This is a genomic window from Nocardiopsis sp. iso_25, from assembly GCF_056173305.1.
The window spans coordinates 3,931,038-3,955,129 of the sequence record NZ_CM149667.1 but is presented as its reverse complement, the minus strand read 5'-3'; the positions used below and the strand labels follow the sequence as shown (position 1 = coordinate 3,955,129).

Genomic DNA, 24,092 nt, shown 5'->3' with positions numbered 1-24,092 from the left:
TGTCAGTTCTGGCCGGTCGCGGAGTGAACCAGGGCGCGCTCGCCGACCTCGACGCGCATCGGCAGGTGGTTGCCGGGCGGTGAGAGCGGGCAGACGAACACGTCCGGGTTCAGGTGGTGGTGCGAGAGCGTCGCCTTGTTGAAGTCGACCGTCAGGGTGCTGCCGGGTTCCAGCAGCGGCAGCACCAGCCAGCGGCCGATCGTCGGCGTCCAATCGCCGTTGGTCTCGTCGGTGAAGATGACCAGCCGCTGGCCGGGGAAGTCCTGGAGGACGGCCAGGACGTGTTCGGTGCCGTCGATGGTCACGGCCAGGTCGACGGGGGCCAGGATGGCTTCGGTGCTGCGCGGGCTGGTCAGCCGCGGCACCTCGATCCGGCGCCCTTCGGGAGCCGCCCGGTACCGGCCGGTGAGGACCCAGGCGGGGTCGTGGGGAAAGGTGTCGACGCCGGTGAGCCCGGTGCGCGCGACGCGGTTCTGGTCCATGACGACCAGGCCGTAGGAGCCGTCCGCACCGCTGGCGAAGCCGACTCGGTCGTCGGGGAACCGCAGGGAGCTCCCGGAGGGGACGGGGCTCGTCCCGTCGACCCGATTGTCATCCACCCGCACGCCGTCGGCGGCCTCGGCCGTCACGGTCAGGGCTCCCGCCTCGGTGGTGCGCCATCGGCCGGGGACGCCGGGGATCGTGTGGGGACCCGGTGTGGTGATCCTGGCGTTGGCGACGACCTTGGCTTTGCCGTCGGCTCCGGCGATCTCCTCCCACCGGCTCCGGCGCCAGGCTTCGTGTTCTGCGGGCATCTTCGGTGTGGTCATGGCGTCACTGTAGCCTCGCCATGCCTCTGAAGCACGGCTTTTTGCTTATTGCGCAAGAAGGTGGCCCGGCCCGCTGCCCGCCGCGCAATGCCGCCCGTCGCGACACGGCCTGAACGGCGCGCTGATGCCGGCCCGCTCGCGCCCCTCGGGCGTCGTGACCGACAGCGGCACTCCCGCAACGCCCCGGCTGTCGCCACGCACAGCTCTACGGCCCTCGACGGCATCCCGCCTGCCGAAAACATCGGGCTCGGACGGACTGCTGGGCGGCCCTGTGCGTGGGCAACGCGGCCAAGCCACTCCGGATGCCGCTGGCCAGAACCGCCGCCAACACCATCTGGCTTGAGAGCGCGGTTCTGTCCACGCTGTCGATGGCAGGGGCTCGCCCGCATCGGACCTGATGCCCTTTCGCATATATCCAATGGTCCTCTGACCCCATGTATGGGCTCAATGGCCTAATGTGGCCAGCCTTCACCCTCTGTGGCAGTTCGGGCCTCCGGTGCCCCCGGTATTTCGGATGGCCCTTCGCGCCCCATGTGCCTGGCCAGTTGGAACCTGCTTATCTGAACAGAAGTGTGTCGACGCCGGTTCCCTCGGAACCACTACCCCGGTTACTTTCCGTGAGTGAATGATTATCGATGCTCTTGCGTGCCCTGTGTGCGGCTGATAGTAATGTCTCCGGTTGTTCCGGTTGTGGCGCCCATGGGGTTGTGATGTCCACGTGGTGTGCTTTCGGAAGTAATTCCTCTTTTTGTTCCATTTTTTATGTCTGGAGAACTGTGCGCAGGGTGGTTGTGACCGGTGGGGGTACCGGTATTGGCAGGGCGATCGCGGAGAGGTTCGCCGAGGACGGGAGTTCGGTGTTCATCCTGGGGCGCCGTAAGGACGTCCTGGATCGTGTGGTCGAGGAAAACCGCGAACGCCAGATCCGGGCGGTGGCCTGTGATCTGACCCGACCCGACGAGGTACTGCGTGCAGCCGATGAGATCGCCGACGATTCCGTGGACGTCCTGGTCAATAACGCGGGCGGGATCGTGAAGAACGGAACGACCGGCCTGGAGGGCGTCTTCGAAACCTACCGCCGCACGATCGACGCCAATCTCCTGTCGGCGATGATGATCACCGAAGCCCTGTGGAAGAGCATCTCCCGACCCGGAGGGCGGGTGGTCAATATCAGCTCCATCGCCGCTCACCGTGGAGGAGGCGCCTACGGCGCGGCCAAGGCCGGGCTGGTGGGATGGGGTTTCGGACTCGCCGGCCAAGGCGGACCCGACGGGATCACCGTCAACACCGTCAGCCCGGGCTATGTCCAGGACACGGAGTTCTTCAACGAGCAGGGCCGTTCGGCCCGACATGACCGTCTGGTGGCGGAGTCGCTCGTCAAGCGAGCGGGTGTTCCCGGTGACATCGCTTCCATAGTCCATTTCCTTGCCTCGCCGGAGGCGTCGTGGATCACGGGGCAGGTCCTCGGTGTCAACGGCGGATCCCTCCTGGGCCGCTGATCTCGGTGCGGCCCGGAGACGAGTAGCTCTGAGGGTTTTTGAGTGAAATCGAAATCGCCTATTCCGCATGCGCGGAAGAGGATAACTTACTTATTTCCCGATCGTGGCTCAAAAACGGACTCCGAGTGGGAGTCCGGTGTCTTCTGGCCCCAGTAGGCCAAGGCTGCCGAGGCTGTGGGCATGGACTTCGGGGTGATCGATCCCGAGCATATAATTTTCGAAGACGACTGCGTTCGGTGGAAGGACGAACAGCTCCTGCCTGAGCGGGATATTATTGTCTACGACATACGCTCGGGTCCGACTCATGCCGTTGACATCTGGCAGAACATGACCGCGGTCGCCTCTCTGGAGGCGGCTGGTTTCTGGCTTGCTATTCCTTTGTCCGCGGCCATCGTCTTCAACGACAAGTACGCCACCGCGAAGGCGCTGGTGGGCTCGCCCCTGCCACTCATTCCGTCGTTGCGCCTGACAGCGGGCCGTGACGTACACAGACTCGGTTACCAGGGCCTGGTGCCGGACGACTGGTTTCCCCTTTTCGTCAAACCCGCTTCCTGGGGCAGAGGCTTGGGCTGCGTGCTCTGCCCGGACAGGCCCACGCTCGATGCCGTTCTGGGGCTTGCCTCGGGCAGCGGAGCCGCCATGCTCGTCCAACCCTCGGTGGGAGAGGTCGTCGCGGACACGCGTGTGGTCGCCGTGGAGGGGGAGGTCGTCGCGGCTTACGACCGCATTCCCGATCAGGGAGCCCATGTCGCCAACGTCAGCCGCGGTGGCTCCACCGTTGGCCGCACACGGGTCGATGCCGCCGTGCTCGACCTCCTCGCCCTGGTCCAGGAGCGCTTCGACCTGCCCTACGTGTGCGTCGATCTGTTGCGCACCGCCGACGGGCGCATGTGGTTCTCCGAAATCGAACTGGACGGTGCGGTCTCGGCCCTGTTCGAGGAGCCCGCGACCGTCGAACGAGTGGTCGGTGCACGCTTCCGAGCCTACGGGCGCCGCCACGATGCCCACCTGCGACGAAGGGAAGGGCTGTGAGTATCGGCCACATCGACACGGAGTCGGTTCTGGAGGAGGCCAGGAGGTGGGCCTTCGGTATGGGTGCCGACGAGGCGCCCCAAAGCCTGGACGACCTGACCCCTTGGGCCCATGCGCGGATACGGTCCGCTGCCCGAACCCTGGCGGCCTCCAAGGGAGGTCTGGTCGTCTCCAGCGGTGGAACCACCGGTACGCCGAAATTGACGGTGATCTCACCTGACATGGGCCTGCCCCGGATCCTGCCCCACTGGAGTCCCCTCGGCGAGGGGGACGTACTGCTCAACATGTTCTCCACCGGACGGATGTGGGGAGCGCAGTACTTCTACAACGCCCTGGCCCTCCACTCCCGGAGCACCGTCGCGCCCATCGGGGGGCTCACACCCGAAGACGCTGAGGAGTGGGCCGACACCATCGTCGATATGGGAGTCAACGCGCTCTGCGGGACCCCCAACCTCCTGGCCCGCTTCGGCACGGCCCTGCACACCGCGGGAATCCGGCTCCCCGTACGCACCGTGATCTGGACCGGGGAACCCATGACCCCGGCCAGGCACACGGCCATCACGAAGGTCTTCCCTCAAGCAGGACTGTGGGGCAACTACGGCTCCATCGAGACTTTCGTCATCGGTGTGAGCAACCCCTTGTGCGAACCGGGCACCTTGCACCTTCTACCGGGACAACTCCTCGAGACCGACCACGACGGTGCTCTGCTCACCCGGGTCGGTGAGGGCTGGCCGGTCCCGGCCGTGCGTTTCCGCCTGGGGGACCGGATCGGTCCGGCCGCGTGCGCTTGCGGATCACCTGACGGCTTCACCGTCCTGGGCCGTGCCGACGACAGCTTCAAGCTCTACGGCAGCATGCTGCGCGCGAGCGATGTCCTGCGGCAGGCGGAGCAGGTCAAGGACATCGGCGAGGCCCAGGTGGTACTGCACCACGAGCGGGGAGCGCCTGCCGCGGCCCTCCTGATGGAACTGCGCTTCACCGGCCCCGCCGACGAGGAGGCGGTCAGGGCGGAAATGGCCTCGCGGATTGACGGGATTGGCATCTTGGACCGGCACACGCCCGAAGCCCTGAGGTTCCTCCGGGTGGAGGACGTCGAGCGCAGCCCCAGTAGCCACAAGGTCCTGCCGCTGGTGCGCCGCGAGGCCGGGCTCTCCCTGACGGGGGAAGGGATGAACACATGACCTCCCCTGTCCCCGTTCACGAGAACGGGCCGACCCGTGCCTTCCTGGCCTCCGCGAGGTCCTCTCACCGGGCCTTGGACCCGGACACCCCCTCCCATGACCGCTTCCGTTCCTGGTTTCCCCGAACCCTGCTGTCCCGTCCGGCCATTCTCGACGCTGAACAGACCCGAAGTCTGGACCGGGACCTACCACTGGTCCTACGCGCTCTGCACTCTCTGCCCAGCAGGCTCTTCGACGGGGACGAGAAGGCGTTCACGCGGGCTCTGGGCTGGATACAGCCTGCGGTACCCCCGCTCCTGGCAGCCCTGTCGGGGCCCACCATTCCTCTCGGCCGGGCCGACTTGGTACACAGCCCCCGCGGATTCCGCATGGTCGAGTTCAACACCTCCAGCTCCCTCGGTTCCTTCGAGTTCGGGGAACTGTGCCGAGCAGTCCTGGCCGACCCCCACTTCCGGAAATTCGCCGAGGAGGAGGGGTTGTACTATGTCGATCCTCTCGCCTGCATGGCCGATACCCTCCTGGCCACCGCGGGAGCCGGGCGCGGGGACCGCCCCACGGTCGCCCTCGTGCACTGGACGACCTCTCCGGTCGCCGTCGACGCCTCACTCTTCTCGGACCTCTTCACGGAGCTGGGTTTCCGCTTGGTGAACTGTACCGTCGCCGACCTGGAATACGGCGCCGGGGGACTCACCGCGCACGGCACGAAGATCGACGTCGTCTACCGTACGTTCCTGCTCAAGACCGTCGCCGCGGACCCAGCGGCTCTCGACCTCCTGGCCCCGCTGATCGCAGCGGTCCGAGACGACGCGGTAGGCCTCTTCTCCCCGCTCAACGCCGACTTGTACGGCACGAAGGCCGCTATGGCGATGCTCAGCGAACCGGCCGGTCGTCAGCTCCTCCCACCGGACGAACGGGGCGCGGTGGAGCGGTTGCTGCCTTGGACCCGATCCCTGCGGGACGCCCGCACGCGCGAGGAGGGACAGGGGAGTCTGCTGGAACACGTCCTCGCCCATCGTGGGGACCTGGTGCTCAAACCCAGCGTCGGACACGCCGGCCGGGGAGTCCGCGCCGGTTGGATGTGTTCGAACGAGGAGTGGCGGGGCCTGGTGCAGGAGGCCCTCGGGGGTGACTTCATCGTCCAGCGCCGGGCGCCCTCGGTCGCCGAGCGCTTCTTTCCGCCGGGCGGATCGGAGCCCGCCTCCACGTGCTTCCTCCACTGGGGACTGTTCGTCACGAAGGCCGGCCTCAGCGGGGGGTTTGTCAAGGGACTGCTCGACCAGGAGCAGGACATCCGCTTCCTGGGAGACGGCTCCCGGGTCGGCTGTGTCTTCCATACCGCGGATCCCTCACTCGCCACCCTCCATGAAAGTTCTACCTGATGTTCATCCATTCCAAAGAACGCTTGGAAGTACTTCTCGAAGCGCGCAACGAGTTCAGCGAGTTCCAGAGCGCCGTTCCTACCACCGGCTTCTACGAGGAGAAGATCGCCGCGGCTTGGCGGCGTGCTCTGGCCTCACCCGCCTACCGGGGGATCGGGGGATACTCCCCGGAAGCGTTCGACTCCCTGCCCGTCACCCCCAAGGAACGCCTCAAGTCCGAACCGTGGAACTTCACCGCGGTGCCGCTGGGCGCCTGCATCCGGTACCACGAGACCACCGGGACCACCGGCGGCGCGACCCCGACGCCCCGTACGGCGGAGGACGTCGTATGGAACACCGTCTCAGTCGCACACGCTTGGGGAGACGTGCTCGAACACGGTGATCGAGTGCTCAACCTCCTGCCCTCCGACATAGTCCCCGTCGGCGACCTGGTCGCCTCGGTCTGCGAGTACCTCGACCTGCCGTACACCCGGGCCTATCCCTTCACGACCGGTATCACCGGCTGGGACCGCGTCATCGGTCTGTGGAGGGAACTGCGGCCGACGGTCCTTCTCGTCGCCCCCGGGGTGGCCCTGCAGCTGACGCGTCTTCTCAAGCAACGCGGGTTGTTGGAGGAGCTGAGGGCGTCGGTGCGCTCCCTCATGCTGCTGGGGGAGGTCAGTGTGCCCGCCATGCGCCGCCGCCTCGGTGACTGGTGGGGTGCCACCGCCTACGACGCCAGCTACGGCAGTACCGAGACCGGCACCCTGGCCGCTGCCTGCGGCAGGGACCGACTGCACATGCTCACCGCCGCGAACTACGCCGAGGTGGCGACTGAGGGAGCGGTGGAACCGCTTGCCCCCGGTTCCAGGGGCCGCCTCGTGGTCACACCTCTCAACCTGTACGCCAGGCCCCTGCTGCGCTACGACACGGGCGACCGGGTCGAAATCGAGCAGGGATGCTCCTGCGGCAGGGCGACACCCGTGCTGCGCGTCCTCGGCAGGGCCACCGACACCATAAGCGTGCACGGCACCGTGCTGTCACCGCGAGCGGTGGAGGAGATCGTCTACGAGGCCGCTCCCGTCACCGGCTATCTGCTGGAGACCGCCGAGGAGGGGAGCTGGGCACGGCTGCTGCTCGAACGCCTTCCCGGTGCCGACCGGTCCGAGGAGCCCCGGTACACGCATGCCGTGCAAGCGCTCTCCCGGGAGCGGAGCGGTCTCACATGGGACCGGGTGGCCTTCGTCAATTCCCTGCCGACCAACACCAAGAGCGGCGGATCCCAGAAGAGCTGGAAGCGCTCCAACATCCGTGTGGTGGAGGCGCGGTGAGCGACTTCGGACTACTGCCGGACGTCCCCGCCCAGGGCTGGCCGGACCTGTGGTGCACCTACGCGGCTGTACGCACCATGACCTGGCTCGGCAGGGCTGACGGTGTCGTGGGCGCTGACGCCACCGCCGACTATGTTCTGAGCCGCGGCAACCCCGACGGGGGTTTCGCGTGGAGCCGTGGCATGCCCTCCGACGCGTGGGCCACCTTCTACAGCGCTTCCGCCCTCACCGATCTAGGGCACCGACTCCCCGACCCGGACCGTACTCTCGACTGGCTGCGCACCACTTGGACGGGTGACGCCTACGCGATGACGCCCGGGCAGGAGGCCGAGGTGTGGGCGACCCACTTCTCCACCCGGACCGCCGTCGAGATCTGCGGCGCCGACGTGCCCGATCGTCAAAGGCTGCTCGAATGGCTCGGCCGCCTCCAGACGAGGGACGGCGGATTGGCCTGGTCCATCGGCCACGCCCGGGCGGGGGAGGCCGATGTGCGCGCCTGCTACTACGGGGTAGCCGCATGGCGTGCCCTGTGTCGCCTGGCCTCCACCGACGCTCCCTGGGACGTGCCGGCCCTGGTGGCCTGGCTGAGGGAACGACAGGACACCAGTGGAGGGTTCCGGTTCTCCCCGGGCGCGGACGTGCCCTGCATGTGGGCCACCTACCGTGCTGTGGGAGCTTTGGCCGCCTTGGGAGAGGAACCCGCTCGGCCGTGCTCGGAATGGATTCTGGCCCAGCGCGATTCCTCGGGAGCCTTCTTGCGCTGGCCGGGGTACGCGGTGGCCGATGTGTGGGCGTCCTTCTGCGCGGTGGGCGCGCTGAAGGCACTCGACGCGCCGATCGAACCCGTGGCGGACGCGGTCGACAAGGGACTGGCTGCCATGGCGTGCCCGGAGGGCGGATTCACCTACCGGGAGCCAGGGTATGCGGCCGACGCCTTGTCCACGGCCGCGGCCGCGCTCGTGGCACGAGACGACGACCCCCTGACCTCCCGACTGCGTCGCTGGCTGGAGGGCTGTCTACTGCCCAACGAGGGCGGCGTGATGTACATGCCCGGGCGTGGTGCGGAGATCCGCTGCACGGCTTGGGCCCTGGCCGCGGGAGCCTTTCGAGACAGCCCACGGGATCTGTCACGCATACTGCGCTGGCTTTCGGAACTCCAGAACCCCGACGGCGGGTTCGGTTACTGGCATGGGCGCGGCTCTGACATGGTCTCCTCCGCTGCGGCGGTGGAGATACACCGGCTCGCCGGGGCCGAAGGCCCTACCCCCTTCTCCTCGTCCGCACTGGCCGCTTTCGTCGACCAGTGCGCCTCCGGTGACGGTTACGCCAACGTTCCACGGGCACGACCCGCCCTCCGCCCCGGTCTGCACGCCCTCCGGATCCTCAACGCTCTGGACCGGGCGGACCCCTCCACCGCTGACGCCCTCCTGGCTCGGCACCGTGTCCGCGGAGGCGGATGGGCCAACGAGGGCAATCGGGTGCCCGACCTGCTCTCCACCTACGAAGCGGTGGTCACCTCTGATCTCCACAGACTGGACGTGGAGCCCGCGCACCTGACCGCCTACCTCGATCGCACGGCGTCCCCCGCGGGAGCGGCATGGTCTCCATTGGCCCCGGCCACGGAGGACCCTCTCGCCGTATGCCTGCACGGTCTGTTGCGCAGACGGGCCGGGGACCCCTCGTTTCGCCTGCCCGCGCTCACTCTCTCCTGAGGTTCTCGTGCCGACCATCACCATCACGACCCCCCTTCCACGCCCCGCGACCCGCAGAGCCGTGGCTGTCCGTGTCACCCGCTGGCTCTCCCGGCACGGTGTCGCACCCTCCCACGCCGTTGTCCGCTTCGCCGACGCCCCCGACTCCACGGTCTTCAGCGGCGGCTTTCCCCTGGAAGCGCTGCCCCGGGGCAGGGGCGTCCTCCAACACGCCTCCGTCGTGTGCCACGTGGGCCCTGACCGGGATGAGAGGTTCCGGGACGGTCTGGCCGAGGAGATCGCCGAAGCCCTCGGCCTGGAACCGGACACGCCCTTCCTCTACATCGAGTTCCGCACCACCGCACCCGGCCACGTCTACACCTACACGTCCCGCCAGGGCGAGCTGCGCCGGGCTGACGGCACCGCCCTGCACGGCCAAGGAGATGAACGAGTATGAGCACCGTACCCACTGACCTCCAGGAGCGCATCAGAAGCGTGCTCAGTGCCCGTGTGGGCGAAGAGGTCATGACCGTCGGAGCGGAGGAGGACCTGGCTCAGGTCCTCGGTGAGCGCTACGACAGCATGACCGCGATGGAGTGCATCACCGCCATCGAGGCCGCCTTCGACGTCGAGGTCGACTTCGTCGCGCATGACGTTCGGTACTGGTTCTCCACGGTGGAGAGGATGGCCCGTTTCATCCGCGATGAGCAGGAGGACCGTGCCCTGCTGGAGCACGGGCGATGAGCGCGGCTCTCCCCGCCCCGGAGGAGGAGGTCCTCTTCTCGACCTCCGGTCACACCGGAGAGCCCGCCGTATGGGCCAGGACGGGAGAACAACTGCGCGCGGAAGGGCTGCTGCTCGCCGCCCTCCTGCCCGAAGCCGTGGACACGGTGGTCAACTACGCCCCGCCCAGGCACTTGTACGGCTACCTCATGGGGAAGGTCCTGCCGACGATCCTCGACGTACCCGTCCAACACCTGTGGGAGGACCCGTTCACCCCGCCTGACCTGACCAGCGGGAAACGCGTGCTGTTGGCGTGCCTCCCCTCCAGTTGGGCGGTGGTGCGCAGGTTCTCCGGTCGGTTGCGCTCCCTGCCCGGTGTCTTCGCGTTCCACGGTGCCGGCCCGGTGACAGAGGAGACCGGCAGGACCGCACGTGTACTGGAGAGCAGCGGTTTCCAGGCCACGGAACTCCTGGGGGCCACGGAGACAGGCGCTGTCGCCTACCGTCCCCTGGCCCCCCGCCCGGCCGACCCGGAGCGCTGGACGCCCTTTCCCGACGTTGACCTCAAAGGAGCGCCCGTCCCCGGTGGAGAACAGCCCCTCGTCGTGAGCAGCCCCCGGCTGGCGCGCCCTCGTGGCCGGGCGTGTGCACCCGAGGCGATCGCTCTCGACGACGTCGTGCGCCCCTTGGAGGGTGGCGGCTTCTCACTGGTGGGGCGCTCGACCAGCCTTGTCAAGGTCAACGGCAGGAGACTGTACCTGAGCCGGATAGAAACCGCCCTGCGAAAGGAGATGCCCCGTCTCGATGTGGTGTGCGTGCCCAGGAGTGACGCCATCCGGGCTGAGCACTACGACCTCTACTACGTCGGCTCGACGGTCGGAGAAGCAGAGGTGCGCAAGGGCATGGCTGCCGCGCTTCCGGACGCCCCGCAGCCCCGCGGCGTACACCGGGTCCGAAGGATCCCCCGGAGCATGACGGGCAAGGTGCGTCTGGACCTGCTCTTGGCCGCCGACCACGTCGTGTCCCCTGGGACCGTTCCTGCGGTGCACGAAGCCCTGCGGAACGACCTGGTAGGGGACGCCGGCCAGCCCGCTGACCGTCCCATGGCCTCAGAAGCGGCGTCTCTCGCGTCCCAGCCGGAGGGCCTGTTCCGGGCCCCGGCCGGTCACGTCACCCCGCCCCTGCCCGACGAGCGGAAGAACTGATGCCGCAGAGTCTCGCAGCCGCCCGCCCCCGCACGCCCCAGCAACCTGTCTGGGAGCCCTCCACAGACATCGACGGCGTCGTCGCCACGCTCCTTTCGAGACCCGGACTGGTCAGTCCCGGAGCCTGTCGTTCCCTTCTGCGCGCGCTGTCCCGGGTAGCCGCCGGAGAGGCTCTCGTGCTCCAGGCAGGTGACTGCGCCGAGCGCTTCGCGGATTCCTCTCCCGACAGGGTGATGGAGAAGGCGGAGCTCCTGGCCGACCTCGCCGACCTGATGGAGGAGACCACCGGTGTCCCTGTTGTGCGTGTCGGCCGATTCGCGGGGCAGTACGCCAAACCCCGGTCCAATCCTGTTGAGGAGGTCGCTGACGGACCCCCTATCCCCGTCTACAGAGGAGACGCCGTCAACTCGCCGGAGCGGACGGCCCGTGCCCGCCTCCACGACGCCCGCCGACTGGTCGCCGCTTATGACCATACGGCCCTGGCACTGAGCAGAATCGTACCGAAGGACGTTCTTCTGCCGGCAACGGCCGACGCCTCCTTCTCCTTGACCTTCACCAGCCACGAAGCCCTGCTGTTGGATTACGAGGAGGCCCTGGTCCGTCCTGACAGGGGCGGCGAGGTCTACGGTTCATCAGCCCACTTCCTGTGGGTGGGTGAGCGCACTCGCGCGGCGGACGGTGCGCACATCGCCTTCGCCGCGCGGATCAGCAACCCCGTCGGAGTCAAGGTGGGGCCGGACGCGGACGGACCAGATGTCGCTGCTCTGATCCGCCTCCTCGCCGAGGGGCGGCCTCCGGGAAGGCTGAGCCTGATCATCAGAATGGGAAAGCGTGTCACAGAAGAACTGCCTCGTCTTCTGTCGGAGCTGGGAGAAGCCGCTAATACGGTCCTGTGGGTGTGCGACCCGATGCACGGAAACACACGATCCAACCATTACGGGCAGAAGACCAGGCTGATGCCGGATATCTTGTATGAGGCGCGCGAGTGTGCGTCTGTGCTCCGTGAGCATGGACTGCGTCTGGCGGGCCTCCATCTGGAGACCTCACCCGACTCGATAACGGAATGCGTGAACACGGCGGACGACCTGCGTTCGCGGCTGGAGCGTTACACATCCGCCTGTGATCCCCGGCTGAACGCGGATCAGGCTGCCCTGGTGGTGCGGACGGCCGCCGAAGCAGGACGGCATACCCCCTCCGCGCAGGGCAGGAGAAGAGAATGAGTACCGTGCCGGAGAACACCACGGGACGGGAGCGAGAAGGGGCCGCGAGCCTGTGGCGCCATTTCGACTTCCTTAAGTACTGGGCGGGCCAGAGTGTTTCCCGCTTCGGTGCCCAACTCGCCACGCTCGCTCTCCCCCTGGCCGCTATAGAAGTCTTCGGGGCGACAGCGGGACAGCTCGGCCTCCTCAACGCCGCTGCTTTCGCCCCCTACCTCGTGGTGACGCTCCTGGCCGGTGTGTGGATCGACCGTCGCCGTAAACGTACGGTCCTCATCGCCGCTGATCTGGGAAGATTCCTGACCTTGGCGGCGATTCCACTTCTCGCTCTGGCCGGTTTCCTGGAAATCCACCACCTGTACCTCATCGCCTTCACCCTGGGCACCTTCGCTGTGCTGTTCGATGTCGCAGGAACCGCCTACCTGCCCTCCCTGGTGGACAGGGACCAGCTCCTGGACGGCAACAGCAAGCTCCAGGCCAGTATCGTCGTCTCCCAGTCAGGGGGCCCAGCAGCCGCCGGCGTGCTCGTGCAGGTGATGACCGCGCCGTTCACACTGTTGATCGGGGCCTTCGCCAGTCTCATGTCGGTGGTGGCCCTGCTGTCGGTGTCCAGCAGCGAAGAGCAGCCCAAACCCTCCACACAGCGTGGAAACACCTTCGCGGAGATCCGCTCCTCGATCCGCTTCATCGCTCAGGACAAGTACCTGCGCTTCCTCACGCTCCGCTCCGGGGTCAACAACCTGTTCTTTCTGGCACGCAACACCGTGCTGCCGCTCTTCGTGCTTCAGGTGCTGGGCCTGAGCAGTTCGGCCCTGGGTTTGGTGTTGGGAATGGGAGCGGTCGGTGCGCTCGTCGGAGCCGCCCTCGCCAAGCGGATGGCGGACTGGTTCGGCCCCGGTCGGGTCATCGCGGTCGCCTACGGCGCGTCTTCGCTCTTCCAGATCATGCTTCCCCTGGCCATGGGGCCGCCTGCCGTGGCCTTGGGAATCATGGTGGTGATGTTCTTCTTCGGTGGTCTCTTCATGACTATCGGAAACACGAATGTCGCGACGTTCCAGCAGATGCTCATTCCCAAGCGACGTCTGGCCAAGGTGGTCGCAGGAATGCGAACGGTGACCTGGGGGAGTATGCCCCTCGGTGCTCTACTGGGCGGAGCGCTCGGCTCGATTATCGGGATCCGAGAGGCGTTGTTCGTCACCGCTGCCGGGTTCCTCCTGTCAGCCCTGTGGATCGCGCTCTCCCCCGTCGCGCGACTCCGCACCATGCCGGAGCAGTTGGCGGAGGAGGAACCCTCCTCTCCGAGAGAAGAGGAGAAGACGTGACACAGAACACGCCTGTGCCGCACGCTTCCCGAGAGGCTTTTATCCTGACCGGGGCCTTTCGCGTCATCTGTCGCAACTCCCGTTATCTTCAGGAGCTCGCGGACAGAGGCCTGGCCGTGTTGGTGATTTCCCTTGACTCCTGCCGTGACCAGGCGGAGAAGGCCATGGCCGACCCGGACAACCCCGCCTCCTGGATCTCGGAGACCGCCTACGTGTCCGGATCGCTGGACCGGGAGTCGTCCTTCACTCCTGGCGTGTTCGCGGTCCTCCAGCGATGGCGGGACCAGTACCGCGTCAGGGGCGTCTTCGCGATGGAGGAGACCCTCGTCGAGCCCACCGGCATGGTGTGCGATGTGCTCGGCCTGCCCGGAGTGGGACTGCGTGCGGGCAGGGTCTGCCGCAGTAAGTATCTCCAGCGGGCTTACCTCGAAGCCCTGGGGCCCCGGACCCTGACCGTGCCTCCGGGAGGCAGGGGAAGCGGCGGCCTCGGTGCCCTCCGGTACCCGGTGGTGGTCAAACCGGCCACCAGACACGCCAGTTCCGGTGTGGTGTCCTGCGACACACCCGAGGAGGCGGCGTCCGTGATGACCTCCTACCCGGACCACGAGACCCTCCTGGTGGAGGAACGGGTGAACGGGCAGGAGTACTCGGTGGAGTCCCTGGTCCAGGAAGGCCGGACCGTGTTCTCCTCACTGACCCGGAAGGAGACCACGGGCAGCGGGAGCGGGTTCGTCGAGCTGTCACATACGGTACCGGGCGCTGCCCCAGACGCATCCCTGTCGAAAAAGATTCTCCAGGCCAACGCTTCACTTCTGGGCGATCTGTCCTTCGAGAACGGTGTGACCCATTCGGAATGGCGTATCGACGGGAATGGTCAGCCCCGCCTCATGGAGGTCGCCGCACGCACGCCCGGAGACGGGATCACGGCACTGTACGAGCTGGCCTGCGGCAAGCCCATGGAAGCACCGATCGTCCGCATCGCACTAGGGGAGACGGCCTCCTATCCGCACCCCCGGCGTGTGGCGCGCCAGGTGTACCTGGAGCATCCGCACGGAGTCCTGGAGGACGTGACCCTGGATTGGTCCGGCATCCGGGTCACCTGGCTGGGGAGGGCCGACCTGTGGCCCCGTGTCCGTCCGGGCGTGCCCGGTGACGCGCCTGCTCTGCGGGGAGTGCTGGTCTTCAAGGAGCGGGGAACCCTGCTGGGTGATCTGGCCTCGTCTGATGACCGGGCGGTGAGCTTCCTTGTCGATGCCGATACCGAGGCGGAACTCGATGAGCTAGAGGCGCGGGTGCGGTCGGCGATCAGCATACGAGTGAAGGAGGACACCCGTGTTCCTTGAGGAGGTGGTCTCTGATGCTTTCGGAACTAAATGCCGTCTGCTGGCGAACCAGCGCGGCGGAGATTGCGTCGTCGTCGATCCGGGCATCGGTGTCGTCGGGGGTTTGAAAGAGAAAGTGGAGGCGTACGGGCTGTCTCCGCGCGCGGTCCTGCTTACCCACGGGCACCTGGACCACACGTGCTCGGCCGCTGCCGTGTGCGCCGCCTACGGTATACCCGCGTACATCCACCCTGGTGACTCGAAGATGTTGGCGGACCCCCACGCGGGCCTCGGCCCAGAGTTCTCTCCGCAGTTCAGGAGAATCCTGGGGCCGGAGTGGCGCTGGGAGCCACCGAACGATGTCCTGTATCTGAAGGACGAGGAAGAGTTGAACCTGGCTGGGTTGGAATTGATTGTTGAACACGCGCCCGGACACACGCCTGGATCTGTCATCTTCAATCTGCCCAGGGGTACGGATGACGCTTCCTATTGCCTGGTAGGGGACGTATTGTATGCTGGAAGCATCGGCCGCACCGACATGCCGGGCGGAAGCCGACAGCAGACCCTCAGGTCCCTCCGGGAAAAAGTGCTGACAAAAGATGATGCGACAATCCTGCTGACTGGGCACGGTCAAGACAGCACGGTTGGTGTGGAGCGGGACGTGAACCCTTTTATGCGCCAAGCTGCGGCTTTGGCGCGGGATACCCGTTCCGGTGTGCGTTTCGAGTGAAGCGGGAAATCCACCCCTGGTGAACGCGTTCGGCGCGCCTGTTCGCTGGCGACCTTCCGGGGCCGGGCCGTTATGGTCCCTCCGTGTAGCCGCTGACGGCTGGTCGGAGTGCTTTCCCAACGGCCAGGCTCCGGGACCGTCGGGCACACTGGCGTGGTGACCACCCCAGGGGAGGACGAGTGAACGAGGCCGCGATCCGCGTCTACGGGGCCGACTGGTGCCGGGACTGCCGACGCACCAAGAAGCAGCTGACCGAGCTGGCGGTGCCCTTCGAGTACGTCGACGTCGAGCACGACCCGGCGGCCACGGAACGGGCCCGGGAGATCTCGGGGCGCACGAACATCCCGGTGGTCGTCTACCCGGACGGGACCCACCACGTCGAACCGGACAACGTGCGGGTCGAGGCCAAGCTCCGCGAGCTGTCGCTGATCTGACGGCGGTGCCGCCCGCGCACGTGCGCGCATCGTGTGCGCCCCGGTCCATCCCGCCCCGACCGCGCCCGGTGCGCGCCACGTGTGCCCGGGACGACCTGATCGAACGCGCCCCGGCCTCAGGCGGCCTCCTCCAGACCGCACCACTGCGCGATGAACAGGGCGATGGACTTGGTGATCCGCCGCACGGACTCCACGTCCACGCGCTCGTCGTACCCGTGGATGGCCTCCGAGACCGGCCCGTAGACCAGCGCGGGAATCCCCTGGTACAGGGCGTACACGCGGCCGTCGAGGTAACCGGGGGTGGTGAAGGTGCGCAGCTCGTCCTTGAAGACGGTCCGGTGGGCCTGGCGCAGCACGTTCTCGGCGTCCGTGCCCTCGGGCAGGACGTAGCCCTCGGCGTAGAAGCCGGTCCGCTCGCCCACGGCCTCTATGGGGTTGCCCGCGTCGTCGGTGGTGGTCTCCCGCAGCACCTCCCGGATCTGCTCCCAGGCGTCGTCGGCGCTCACCCCCGGGTAGATCGCCGCCCGGACCTGGAGCTCGCACCAGGCGGGGACGCTCGACGGCCAGTCGCCGCCGCTGATGCCGCCGAGGTTGAAGTTGATGGGGTGGTCCAGGTCCTCGAAGTGGGGGTGGCTGCCCCTCTCGTCGTTCCAGCGCTGTTCGAGGACGCGCAGCCGCCCCATCACGTGGTGCGCCGCGTCGATCGCGTTGAACCCCGACGCCATCTCCCTGGGGTGCGTGGGGTGGCCCGCGACCCGCACGGTGAACCAGATGACGCCGACGTTGGCGCGGACCAGCATGTCCTCCTCGGGCTCGGGGATCAGGACGGCGTCGGCGGTGTACCCGCGCTGGACCGTCGCCAGCGCGCCGTTGCCGGTGCACTCCTCCTCCGCCACGGACTGGAAGTGGATGCGCCCGGCGGGGGCGAACCCGGCCGCGCGCACGGCGTCGTAGGCGAACAGGTTGGCCGCCAGTCCCGCCTTCATGTCGCCGCTGCCCCGGCCGTGCAGCCAGCCGTCGATGACGGGGGCGTCCCACGGGGAGCGGGACCACTCCCCGACGGGGCCCTCGGGGACCACGTCGATGTGGCCGTTGAGGATCAGCGAGCGGCCTCCTCCCTGAGCCGGGGTGTAGGTGCCCACCACGTTCTCCACGCCCTCGTAGGAGACCGTGATCCTCCCCGCGCCGGGGTGGGCGGAGATCTCCTCCGGGTCGAGTTCCCACCGGTCCACGGCCAGCCCCCGCCGCTCCATGGCCTCGTGCATCAGGTCCTGCGCCGAGGACTCCCGGGTGCGCAGGGAGGGGTGGCGCACCAGTTCCCGGGTGAAGTCCAGCTGGGCGTCGAAGGCGTCGTCGACCGCCGCTTCGATGCGCGCGGCGACGTCGGGTGCGAGGTTCATGCGGTTCTCCTCCTGCGGGGCTGTGGTCGGTGCGGGCGGGCGGTTCACGCCGCGGCCCGGGCGTCGTCGGCGGCGGCGCGGGTGTCCGCGGCCCTGATCCGCTCACCGGCCAGGCCGCCGAGCGCGGTGACGGCGCAGATGCCGATCAGGACCAGCACCGCGGGCCAGGACGCGCCGTCGTCCACGGCCAGGAGCGCGGTGGCGATGAGCGGGAGGAACCCGCTGAGGGTTCCGGCGAGGTTGTAACCCAGGGACACGCCGCTGTAGCGCAGCCGGGGCGGGAAGAGGTCGGCCAGCAGGGTGCCGGTGACGGCGTAGGCCAGGGTGATGAGGCAGATCCCGATGGTCACCGCCGCGGTGATCGCCCACGGGTCGGCGGTGTCGATGAGCCAGAACAGGGGGAACGCGGCTGCGGCGGTGGCCAGGGCGCCGATCACCGTCATCCGGCCGGGGCCGAAGCGCTCGGCCGCGCGCCCGGCGACCAGGGTCGTGGCGATCTGGAAGACGGCGGCGACGAGCGTGGCGTTCACGACCGCCTGGCGGTCGACCTCCAACACCGTGGAGGCGTAGGAGACCACGAAGGTCGTCATCACGTAGAAGCCGCCGACCCCCAGCAGCGCCGCGGCCACCGCCACGAGCAGGCGGCCCCCGGCCTCGCGGAATAGCGCCAGTGCGGGCACCTTGGCGCGGTCCTCCATCTGCACCAGCTCCTGGAAGACGGGGGATTCCTCGACCTTGAAGCGGATGTAGAGGGCGATGCCCAGCAGCGGGAACGCGGCCAGGAACGGCAGGCGCCACCCCCAGGCGTCGAAGTCGGCCGCGGGCAGCGTCAGCACGGCGGCGAAGGCGGCCGAGGAGATGAGCGTGCCGACCGGGGAGCCGATCTGGACCAGGGCGGCGTAGCGGGCGCGCTGGCGTTCGGGGGCGTGCTCGATGGCGATGGTGATGGCGCCGCCCCATTCGCCGCCCACGGCCAGTCCCTGCAGGAGCCGCAGGACCGCGAGCAGGATCGGCGCGGCGATCCCGATGGCCATGTAGTCGGGGATCACGCCGATGAGCCCGGTCGCGCAGCCGATCATGACGATGGTCATCAGCAGCGCGGGACGACGCCCGTAGCGGTCCCCGATGGTGCCGAAGATCAGGGACCCGATAGGCCTGGCGGCGAAGCCCACGCCGAAGGTCGCCAGCGCCGCCATGAGGCCCGCGCCCGGGTCGAGTTCGGTGAAGAACAGGCGGTTGAAGACCAGCGCGGCGGCCGTGCCGAACAGGAAGTAGTCGTACCACTCCAGGGCTGTTCCGACGAAGGCCGCGAAGGCGATGCGCCTGGCGTCGGCCGCTTCGACCTTCGGCGCTCTCGCGCCGGCCGGGGCCGGGTCGGGCTGTGGCATGGGGAATCCTCCGGGAGATGTGCACCGGCCGGACGGGACGTCGGTGACCAGGTGTGATGCCGATCATCGTCTTGGAAAAAACGCACTCCCACAAGCGCAAAACCCAACGAGAACGCCGCCTAGAATGTGCACATGCACAAAGCAGCGCCGTCGGACGTCATCCCCCGCGCCGCACAGGCGTGCCTGGAGGAGCTGGAGACCGTCGCCCGGACCTATGTGCGCAGGGTTCGCGAGCTGACCGGGTACGCCGAGACCGTCATCGACGACGCCGAGCTGTACGGCACGGCCCGGGCCACGCTCGAACTCCTCCTGGAACTCCTGCGGGGGCGGGACCGCCACGGCGAGCTGCGCGCCCACTCGGTCGAGGTCGGACGCTCCCGCGCCCGCCGCGGCATCCCTCTGGAGTCGCTGCTGCGGGCCGTGCGCATGGACTTCCGCTTCCTCTGGGAGGCGATGCGCGCCCACGTCGCCGAGGCCGACTTCCGCGACTTCTCCGAGGAGGTCATCTCCATCTGGGAGGCGGTGGAGGTGCACACCACCCACGTGCAGACCGGCTACACCGACGAGATCGCCCGGATGCGCGCGGAACTGGAGCTGGAGCACGCCTTCCTCCTGCGGCACCTGCTGAGCGGTTCCGGCGGGGACCCGCGCCTGAACGAGCAGGCGGCGCGGGCGCTGGGCCTGCGCCCCGACGGCGTCCACCTCGTCCTGGTGGCCAACGGCAACCACGCCCGCGACTTCCGGGGCTGGGTCGGCGAGGTGCTTCCCGGGGCCGTCCTGCTCCGCCTGGACGGGGTGGAGTTCGCCATCGTCCCGGCCGGGGACGCCGAGGGCGCCGCCCGGGAGGCGCTGCTGGGCAAACCCGTCGGGCTCTCCCCGAGTGCCCACGGTATCGGGGAGATCGCCCCGATGTGGCGGCTCGCCCGCGAGCTGGCGGAGTGGGCGCGGCCCGGCGCGGCGGCCACGGTCGAGGGCCACTGGTCCCGGCTGGCGGGCGCGCGCCTGGGTCCGGCCGCCGAGGCCTTCGCCCGCGACGTGCGGGAGGCGCTCGGCGGGTTCACCGAACGCGAGGTCGACCTGCAGGTCGAGACGGTCCAGGCCTACTACCGGACCGGTTCGGTGACCGAGGTCGCGCAGGCCATGTTCTGCCACCGCAACACGGTGATCAACCGCCTGCGCCGCTTCGCCGAGGCCACCGGGCTCGACGTCACCAGACCGGTCGACGCGTCCGCGGCCCACCTCGCCCTGACCACTTTCCGCCGGGCCCTTCCCTCCCGCGAGCGGTCGGCCGGGGAGGATGTGGCACCCGGCCTGGTGAGCGGGTGAGCGATGGCGGTCACCGACGCGCACCCCGACCGCGCCGGTCGCCCCGTGGCGGCCGCTTCCGTGAACGGTTGGCGGGCCGCCCGGTCGGGCTCAGGCCTCGGGGGTCTGCCGGGCGTGCTCCCCGGTCGCGGGAGCTGAACCCTTCCAGGGCGCCGCGCTCCGGAGCGCGGGTTCGGCCGCCGTTCCCGCGCATCGGCGTATCCGAAACCCGCCTTGCGGTGCTCCGGATGTCCGCCCGCTGGGCTGGACATACCACTACGAAACCCCACAGGACAACGGTGTTCGCGCCATTCCACCACGGAATCGTCCGCGGGGCGGGAACGATGGGTGGTGTCGTTCCCGCCTCTTGTCCATGAAGGAGCACAGCACATGAGCGGTACCGTCCTGGACGTCACCGACGCGGACTTCGAAGCGAAGGTCGTCCGAGCACAGGGACCCGTTCTGGCGGTCTTCCGGGCCGAGTGGAGCGCTGTGTGCAGGGCGCTCGACCCGGTCCTGGCCGATGTCGCCAAGGAGTACGCGGACCGGGTGACCGTCGTCCGGCTCGACATCGACCGGAGCCCCGAGACGCCTCCCGTGTACGACGTCACAGCGATACCCACCCTGCACGTCTTCAAGGACGGAAACATCGTCGCCACCCGGATCGGGCCCTCCTCCAAGAACAACGTCATCGAGTTGATCACCCCGCACCTGTGACCACCGGCCCGGAGCGGGGCCGGGACACGGGTCCCGCACCCGTAAGGGCGCGGGACCCGGCGGTGCGCTGGCCCGCCCTCCGGGTTCCCGCGTTCCTCCAACCCCGGAGGGCCTGACGCGCGCACGGTGGAGCCCTGCCGCGGGAAGGACTTCCGCGTGTGGCCGGGGCGCGCGGGCGATGCCGCGTCCCCGCCTTCTCGACCGGTTCACCGGACCGGTTCGGTCCCCATCGCCTGTGTGCCCACGACGCCCAGCAGCGCGAGCTTCTCGGCGGTGTCGGTCCCGGCGCGCGGGGTGAACCAGAGCAACCGCTGGCGGCCGTCCTCGCTGAAGAGGCTGAGGCAGTTGAGGTCGAGCACGCCGACGGCGGGGTGGACGATCCGCTTGCGCTCGTCCCTGCGCACCTCCACGTCCTGGTCGGCCCAGAGCGCCCCGAACTCCGGCGACCGCCGCAGCAGCTCGTCCACCAGTTCGGCCGCCTCGGCGTCGCCCGGGCTGCGTCGCCCGACCGCGGCCCGCAGGTCGGCGACGAACGAGCGTGACTGCGGGGCGAGGTCCTCCTCCGGATAGATCTGCCGCGAGGCCGGGTCGGTGAACCACCGGTGGATGAAGCTCGCCGCGCGGCCGCGGTGCGCGGACAGGTCGCCGAGCATCGCGACGGCGAGCGGGTTCTGGACCAGAACGGTGTGCAGATCGGTGCTCACCATCGCCGGGGAGCCGTCGATCCGTGTCAGCAGGTCGAGCATCGCGGGGTAGACGTGTGAGGTCGCCCCGCCCCGCTGCGGGAGCGGACGGTTCGCCAACCGGTACAGGTGGTCGCGTTCGTCGAGGCTGAGGCGCAGGGCGCGGGCGAGCGCGGCGAGCATCTGGTCGGAGGGCTGCGAGCCGGCACCTCGTTCGAGCTCGGTGTAGTACTCCACCGAGGCACCGGCCAGAACGGCGACCTCGTCGCGGCGCAGACCGGGGACGCGGCGCCGTGGGCCGGGCGAGAGCCCGACCTCCTCGGGGCGGATCCGCTCGCGCCGCGAACGCAGGAAGCCGCCGAGTTCGGAGTACCTCGTGTTCGACATGGGCTCAGCATCCCCTGAGAGGTGCCGTCGGTGCCAGGGGACGGCGTCCCCACCTTCGGAAGCAGCTGTCGCGCCTTTGCGCCGCGCTCCAGAGTGGACGCCATGAACACCTCACTCACCGACACGCTCACCGGCTCCGACGCATCACCGGCCGCCGCGAGGACGGTCCTGGTCACCGGCGGCACCAGCGGGATCGGCGCCGCCACCGCCCGGCTCCTGCTCGGGCGCGGCCACCGGGTCGCCGTCACCGGGCGCGACCCCGGTCGGCTCAAGGCCTTCCTCGACGAGGTCGGCCACGCGGACCGCGTCCTGGGACTGGTGGCGGACGCCTCCGACTGGGAGGCCACGAACACGGCGGTCGCCAGCACGGTGGAGCGCTTCGGGTCGCTCGACGCGGCGATCGCGAACGCGGGCGGCGCGTCCGCGGATCACTTCCGGACGGGCGGTGCCGACGTCATCGGCGGCGGCGATCCGCAACTGTGGGCGCCGATGGTACTCGTCAACGTGCTCGGCCCGGCCCTGCTGGCCAAGGCGGCCCTGCCCCACCTCGAACGGTCCCGGGGCCGGTTGGTGCTCATCGGCAGCGTGGCCGGGACCAAGAACAGCCCGGGCAACCTCTACTCCGCCACGAAGTGGGCGGTGGTCGGCTTCGCCGAGAACCTGCGCCTGCACGCCACGACCCGCGGCGTCGGGGTCACGGTCGTGAACCCGGGCATGATCGACACCGCGTTCTGGCACGGCCAGGCTCCCCCCATCGCGATGAGCCCGGACGCGGTGGCCGAGACGATCGCCTTCACCCTCGACCAGCCGGCAGGCGTCGACCTCAACACGGTGACGATCCGTCCGATCGGCCAGCCCGTCTGACTCCGGGCGGCCGGTGTGCTCACCGGTGCGCCGTCCCCGTGTCAGCGGTCTTCGACGGACCGCTGACGCATCCGAGGTGCCGCCAGGTCGTCGAAGCAGGCGGGCCGCCGACGTGCCCGCCTGCTTCGTCCGCCCCGGCACGCCCGGACTCCGCGCACGCGGAGGCGGACCGGCCGGGGGCCTACCTCGCGCCGTCCGCGAGCCGGTACTGCAGCGCGCCGGAGGGGCAGCGCCGGATCACCTCGGCCAGGCGGTCGGCGGCGGCGCCGTCCGGCTGGATCCACGGGCGCCGCCGGGTGTCGAACACCTCGGGCAGGCCGTTGACGCACACGGCGGCGTGCTGACAGCGCTCCGCCTCGAAGGTGACCGTGATCGACTTCCCCTCGTACGCCTTCTTGCCGTGTCCGCCGCTCACTCCGGTCTCCTCCGCCCAGGCTTCGCAGCCGCTCAATCTAGGTGATGTATCAACTAGGTTGGGGATGCTATCCGCTCCGAGGGCATATGTCGAGAACGCGGAGACCCGCGACGGGCGGGCCCCCGCGCGGCTCCTCGCTTCCTTTCCCGTCCCCGTGGCGACCGGGGAACCCCCGGGCCCGCGCTACCGTCGTCGACGCGGCGGGGCGGAACAGCCGTCCGGGGCCACCGGGCCACCCGCGCGAACCGGAGCCGAAGGAGCCCACCGATGCTCAGCAGCGAGCTCGCCGAACTGGCGGGCGTCACCGTACGCACGTTGCGCCACTACCACCAGATCGGGCTGCTGCCCGAGCCGCCCCGCTCGGCCGGGGGCTACCGGCGCTACGACGTGGGCCACCTCGTCCGGCTCCTGCGCATCACGAGGATGACCGCGCTCGGCGTACCGCTGTCCGAGCTGCCCGCGCTGCTGGACGATCCGGCGGCCGCGGAGGAACTGCTCGACGAACTCGACCGCCGGGCCGCCGCCGAGGTCGAACGGCTCCTCGCCCGCCGTGCGGACATCGCCGCGCTGCGCCGCAGTGGCGCCCCGCCCGACCTGCCGCCGGAGTTCTCGGCGCTGCGTTCCGACCCCGCCTCGGACATGCCCGAGGACATGGCCCGCTACGAGCACGAACAGCTCGTCCTGGTCGCACATCTGCTCAGCGGGGACGGTCCGGCGGCACTCGCCGCCCTGCTCGGCGAGGTGGACGACGGCACGGCCGCGCTCGCACCGCTGACGGAACGCTTCTACGCCCTGGGCCCCGACACCCCGGAGGAGGAGGTCGCGGCACTGGTCGACGATCTGGTCGCGCGCCTCGAACCGGTGGTGGCGCGACTGGTCGGCCTGTTCCCGTCCGACGCGCGGGCCTCGACCCTGATGGACGAACTGAGCGGGCGGACCCTCCGCCCCGTACAGCACCGCGTCCTGCGCCGGGTTCAGCGGCGGCTGGCTCCGGCGGCCGGAGCCTGACCGGCCCCCCGGGGCGCCTGGCCGATGAGCGGGTGTGGTGCGGGTCACTCCCTTCGGCCTTGAGTGTGACG

General features: G+C 69.0%; 23 protein-coding genes. 18 read left to right on the top strand and 5 right to left on the bottom strand.

From position 1 onward, the window contains the following. Window positions 1–2: 2 nt before the first annotated feature. Window positions 3–809 (bottom strand): DUF1684 domain-containing protein, encoded by an 807-nt coding sequence (locus AC0VX6_RS17150; protein WP_274973703.1) that lies wholly within the window; start codon window positions 807–809, stop codon window positions 3–5. Window positions 810–1,585: 776 nt separating this feature from the next. Here AC0VX6_RS17150 and AC0VX6_RS17145 point away from each other — a divergent pair. From AC0VX6_RS17145 to AC0VX6_RS17080, 14 genes are all read left to right on the top strand, one after another. Further along, window positions 1,586–2,308, top strand: coding sequence for an SDR family NAD(P)-dependent oxidoreductase (locus AC0VX6_RS17145; RefSeq protein WP_274973702.1), 723 nt, complete (start codon window positions 1,586–1,588; stop codon window positions 2,306–2,308). A gap of 180 nt (window positions 2,309–2,488) precedes the next feature. Further along, window positions 2,489–3,340 (top strand): ATP-grasp domain-containing protein, encoded by an 852-nt coding sequence (locus AC0VX6_RS17140; protein WP_475465172.1) that lies wholly within the window; start codon window positions 2,489–2,491, stop codon window positions 3,338–3,340. Then, window positions 3,337–4,521, top strand: a complete 1,185-nt coding sequence (locus tag AC0VX6_RS17135) for an AMP-binding protein (RefSeq protein WP_475465171.1) — start codon at window positions 3,337–3,339, stop codon at window positions 4,519–4,521. The genes AC0VX6_RS17140 and AC0VX6_RS17135 overlap by 4 nt, the downstream gene beginning before the upstream one ends. A gap of 368 nt (window positions 4,522–4,889) precedes the next feature. Further along, window positions 4,890–5,900, top strand: a complete 1,011-nt coding sequence (locus AC0VX6_RS17130) for a hypothetical protein (RefSeq protein WP_475465169.1) — start codon at window positions 4,890–4,892, stop codon at window positions 5,898–5,900. A 23-nt stretch (window positions 5,901–5,923) separates the two neighbouring features. Next, the gene (locus AC0VX6_RS17125; protein ID WP_475465167.1) at window positions 5,924–7,210 is read left to right on the top strand and encodes a phenylacetate--CoA ligase family protein; all 1,287 of its coding nucleotides are present in this window, start codon (window positions 5,924–5,926) and stop codon (window positions 7,208–7,210) included. Then, window positions 7,207–8,922: a prenyltransferase/squalene oxidase repeat-containing protein gene (locus AC0VX6_RS17120; RefSeq protein ID WP_274973697.1), complete on the top strand. Its 1,716-nt coding sequence runs from the start codon at window positions 7,207–7,209 to the stop codon at window positions 8,920–8,922. Before AC0VX6_RS17125 ends, AC0VX6_RS17120 begins: the two co-directional genes overlap by 4 nt. 61 nt (window positions 8,923–8,983) lie before the next feature. Beyond that, a complete protein-coding gene (locus AC0VX6_RS17115) occupies window positions 8,984–9,358 on the top strand; it encodes a hypothetical protein (protein WP_274973696.1) in 375 nt (124 codons plus the stop codon). Continuing rightward, a complete protein-coding gene (locus AC0VX6_RS17110) occupies window positions 9,355–9,645 on the top strand; it encodes an acyl carrier protein (RefSeq protein WP_274973695.1) in 291 nt (96 codons plus the stop codon). The genes AC0VX6_RS17115 and AC0VX6_RS17110 overlap by 4 nt, the downstream gene beginning before the upstream one ends. Continuing rightward, on the top strand, window positions 9,642–10,829 hold the full coding sequence (locus AC0VX6_RS17105) for a class I adenylate-forming enzyme family protein (protein WP_274973694.1): 1,188 nt from the start codon (window positions 9,642–9,644) through the stop codon (window positions 10,827–10,829). Before AC0VX6_RS17110 ends, AC0VX6_RS17105 begins: the two co-directional genes overlap by 4 nt. Beyond that, window positions 10,829–12,049 carry a 3-deoxy-7-phosphoheptulonate synthase gene (locus AC0VX6_RS17100; RefSeq protein WP_475465166.1) on the top strand — a complete coding sequence of 407 codons (1,221 nt, stop codon included), beginning with the start codon at window positions 10,829–10,831 and terminating at the stop codon, window positions 12,047–12,049. The genes AC0VX6_RS17105 and AC0VX6_RS17100 overlap by 1 nt, the downstream gene beginning before the upstream one ends. A 5-nt stretch (window positions 12,050–12,054) precedes the next feature. Then, entirely contained in the window at window positions 12,055–13,368 is a 1,314-nt protein-coding gene (locus AC0VX6_RS17095) for an MFS transporter (protein WP_274973692.1), read from the top strand. After that, window positions 13,365–14,711 carry an ATP-grasp domain-containing protein gene (locus tag AC0VX6_RS17090; protein WP_274973691.1) on the top strand — a complete coding sequence of 449 codons (1,347 nt, stop codon included), beginning with the start codon at window positions 13,365–13,367 and terminating at the stop codon, window positions 14,709–14,711. Before AC0VX6_RS17095 ends, AC0VX6_RS17090 begins: the two co-directional genes overlap by 4 nt. Continuing rightward, window positions 14,701–15,420 carry an MBL fold metallo-hydrolase gene (locus AC0VX6_RS17085; RefSeq protein ID WP_475465163.1) on the top strand — a complete coding sequence of 240 codons (720 nt, stop codon included), beginning with the start codon at window positions 14,701–14,703 and terminating at the stop codon, window positions 15,418–15,420. The genes AC0VX6_RS17090 and AC0VX6_RS17085 overlap by 11 nt, the downstream gene beginning before the upstream one ends. 179 nt (window positions 15,421–15,599) lie before the next feature. Then, on the top strand, window positions 15,600–15,854 hold the full coding sequence (locus tag AC0VX6_RS17080; RefSeq protein WP_475465161.1) for a glutaredoxin family protein: 255 nt from the start codon (window positions 15,600–15,602) through the stop codon (window positions 15,852–15,854). 116 nt (window positions 15,855–15,970) lie between these two features. Here AC0VX6_RS17080 and AC0VX6_RS17075 read toward each other — a convergent pair whose 3' ends face one another. Next, entirely contained in the window at window positions 15,971–17,254 is a 1,284-nt protein-coding gene (locus AC0VX6_RS17075; protein ID WP_475465160.1) for an ArgE/DapE family deacylase, read from the bottom strand. Between the two features lie 44 nt (window positions 17,255–17,298). Then, window positions 17,299–18,642, bottom strand: a complete 1,344-nt coding sequence (locus tag AC0VX6_RS17070; RefSeq protein ID WP_475465158.1) for an MFS transporter — start codon at window positions 18,640–18,642, stop codon at window positions 17,299–17,301. Between the two features lie 132 nt (window positions 18,643–18,774). Here AC0VX6_RS17070 and AC0VX6_RS17065 point away from each other — a divergent pair, with 132 nt between their 5' ends. Then, entirely contained in the window at window positions 18,775–19,968 is a 1,194-nt protein-coding gene (locus AC0VX6_RS17065) for a PucR family transcriptional regulator (RefSeq protein WP_475465157.1), read from the top strand. Between the two features lie 369 nt (window positions 19,969–20,337). Beyond that, window positions 20,338–20,664 (top strand): thioredoxin family protein, encoded by a 327-nt coding sequence (locus AC0VX6_RS17060; protein ID WP_475465155.1) that lies wholly within the window; start codon window positions 20,338–20,340, stop codon window positions 20,662–20,664. Between the two features lie 206 nt (window positions 20,665–20,870). On the opposite strand, the gene AC0VX6_RS17055 is transcribed toward AC0VX6_RS17060, so the two are convergent. Then, window positions 20,871–21,734, bottom strand: coding sequence for an MmyB family transcriptional regulator (locus tag AC0VX6_RS17055; RefSeq protein ID WP_475465153.1), 864 nt, complete (start codon window positions 21,732–21,734; stop codon window positions 20,871–20,873). A 102-nt stretch (window positions 21,735–21,836) separates the two neighbouring features. Here AC0VX6_RS17055 and AC0VX6_RS17050 point away from each other — a divergent pair, with 102 nt between their 5' ends. Then, on the top strand, window positions 21,837–22,598 hold the full coding sequence (locus tag AC0VX6_RS17050; protein ID WP_475465152.1) for an SDR family oxidoreductase: 762 nt from the start codon (window positions 21,837–21,839) through the stop codon (window positions 22,596–22,598). Between the two features lie 181 nt (window positions 22,599–22,779). On the opposite strand, the gene AC0VX6_RS17045 is transcribed toward AC0VX6_RS17050, so the two are convergent. Next, window positions 22,780–23,013 (bottom strand): (4Fe-4S)-binding protein, encoded by a 234-nt coding sequence (locus AC0VX6_RS17045; protein WP_274973686.1) that lies wholly within the window; start codon window positions 23,011–23,013, stop codon window positions 22,780–22,782. 267 nt (window positions 23,014–23,280) lie between these two features. Between AC0VX6_RS17045 and AC0VX6_RS17040 the strand changes: the two genes are divergently transcribed. Further along, window positions 23,281–24,021 carry a MerR family transcriptional regulator gene (locus tag AC0VX6_RS17040; protein WP_274973685.1) on the top strand — a complete coding sequence of 247 codons (741 nt, stop codon included), beginning with the start codon at window positions 23,281–23,283 and terminating at the stop codon, window positions 24,019–24,021. Window positions 24,022–24,092 lie beyond the last annotated feature (71 nt).

Coding starts and splice junctions, on each gene's coding strand:
- AC0VX6_RS17150 (WP_274973703.1), bottom strand. CDS start 809: ATGACCACACCGAAGATGCCCGCAGAACACGAAGCCTGGCGCCGGAGC.
- AC0VX6_RS17140 (WP_475465172.1), top strand. CDS start 2,489: ATGGACTTCGGGGTGATCGATCCCGAGCATATAATTTTCGAAGACGAC.
- AC0VX6_RS17130 (WP_475465169.1), top strand. CDS start 4,890: ATGGTCGAGTTCAACACCTCCAGCTCCCTCGGTTCCTTCGAGTTCGGG.
- AC0VX6_RS17110 (WP_274973695.1), top strand. CDS start 9,355: ATGAGCACCGTACCCACTGACCTCCAGGAGCGCATCAGAAGCGTGCTC.
- AC0VX6_RS17105 (WP_274973694.1), top strand. CDS start 9,642: ATGAGCGCGGCTCTCCCCGCCCCGGAGGAGGAGGTCCTCTTCTCGACC.
- AC0VX6_RS17100 (WP_475465166.1), top strand. CDS start 10,829: ATGCCGCAGAGTCTCGCAGCCGCCCGCCCCCGCACGCCCCAGCAACCT.
- AC0VX6_RS17075 (WP_475465160.1), bottom strand. CDS start 17,254: ATGAACCTCGCACCCGACGTCGCCGCGCGCATCGAAGCGGCGGTCGAC.
- AC0VX6_RS17070 (WP_475465158.1), bottom strand. CDS start 18,642: ATGCCACAGCCCGACCCGGCCCCGGCCGGCGCGAGAGCGCCGAAGGTC.
- AC0VX6_RS17065 (WP_475465157.1), top strand. CDS start 18,775: ATGCACAAAGCAGCGCCGTCGGACGTCATCCCCCGCGCCGCACAGGCG.
- AC0VX6_RS17060 (WP_475465155.1), top strand. CDS start 20,338: ATGAGCGGTACCGTCCTGGACGTCACCGACGCGGACTTCGAAGCGAAG.
- AC0VX6_RS17055 (WP_475465153.1), bottom strand. CDS start 21,734: ATGTCGAACACGAGGTACTCCGAACTCGGCGGCTTCCTGCGTTCGCGG.
- AC0VX6_RS17050 (WP_475465152.1), top strand. CDS start 21,837: ATGAACACCTCACTCACCGACACGCTCACCGGCTCCGACGCATCACCG.
- AC0VX6_RS17040 (WP_274973685.1), top strand. CDS start 23,281: ATGCTCAGCAGCGAGCTCGCCGAACTGGCGGGCGTCACCGTACGCACG.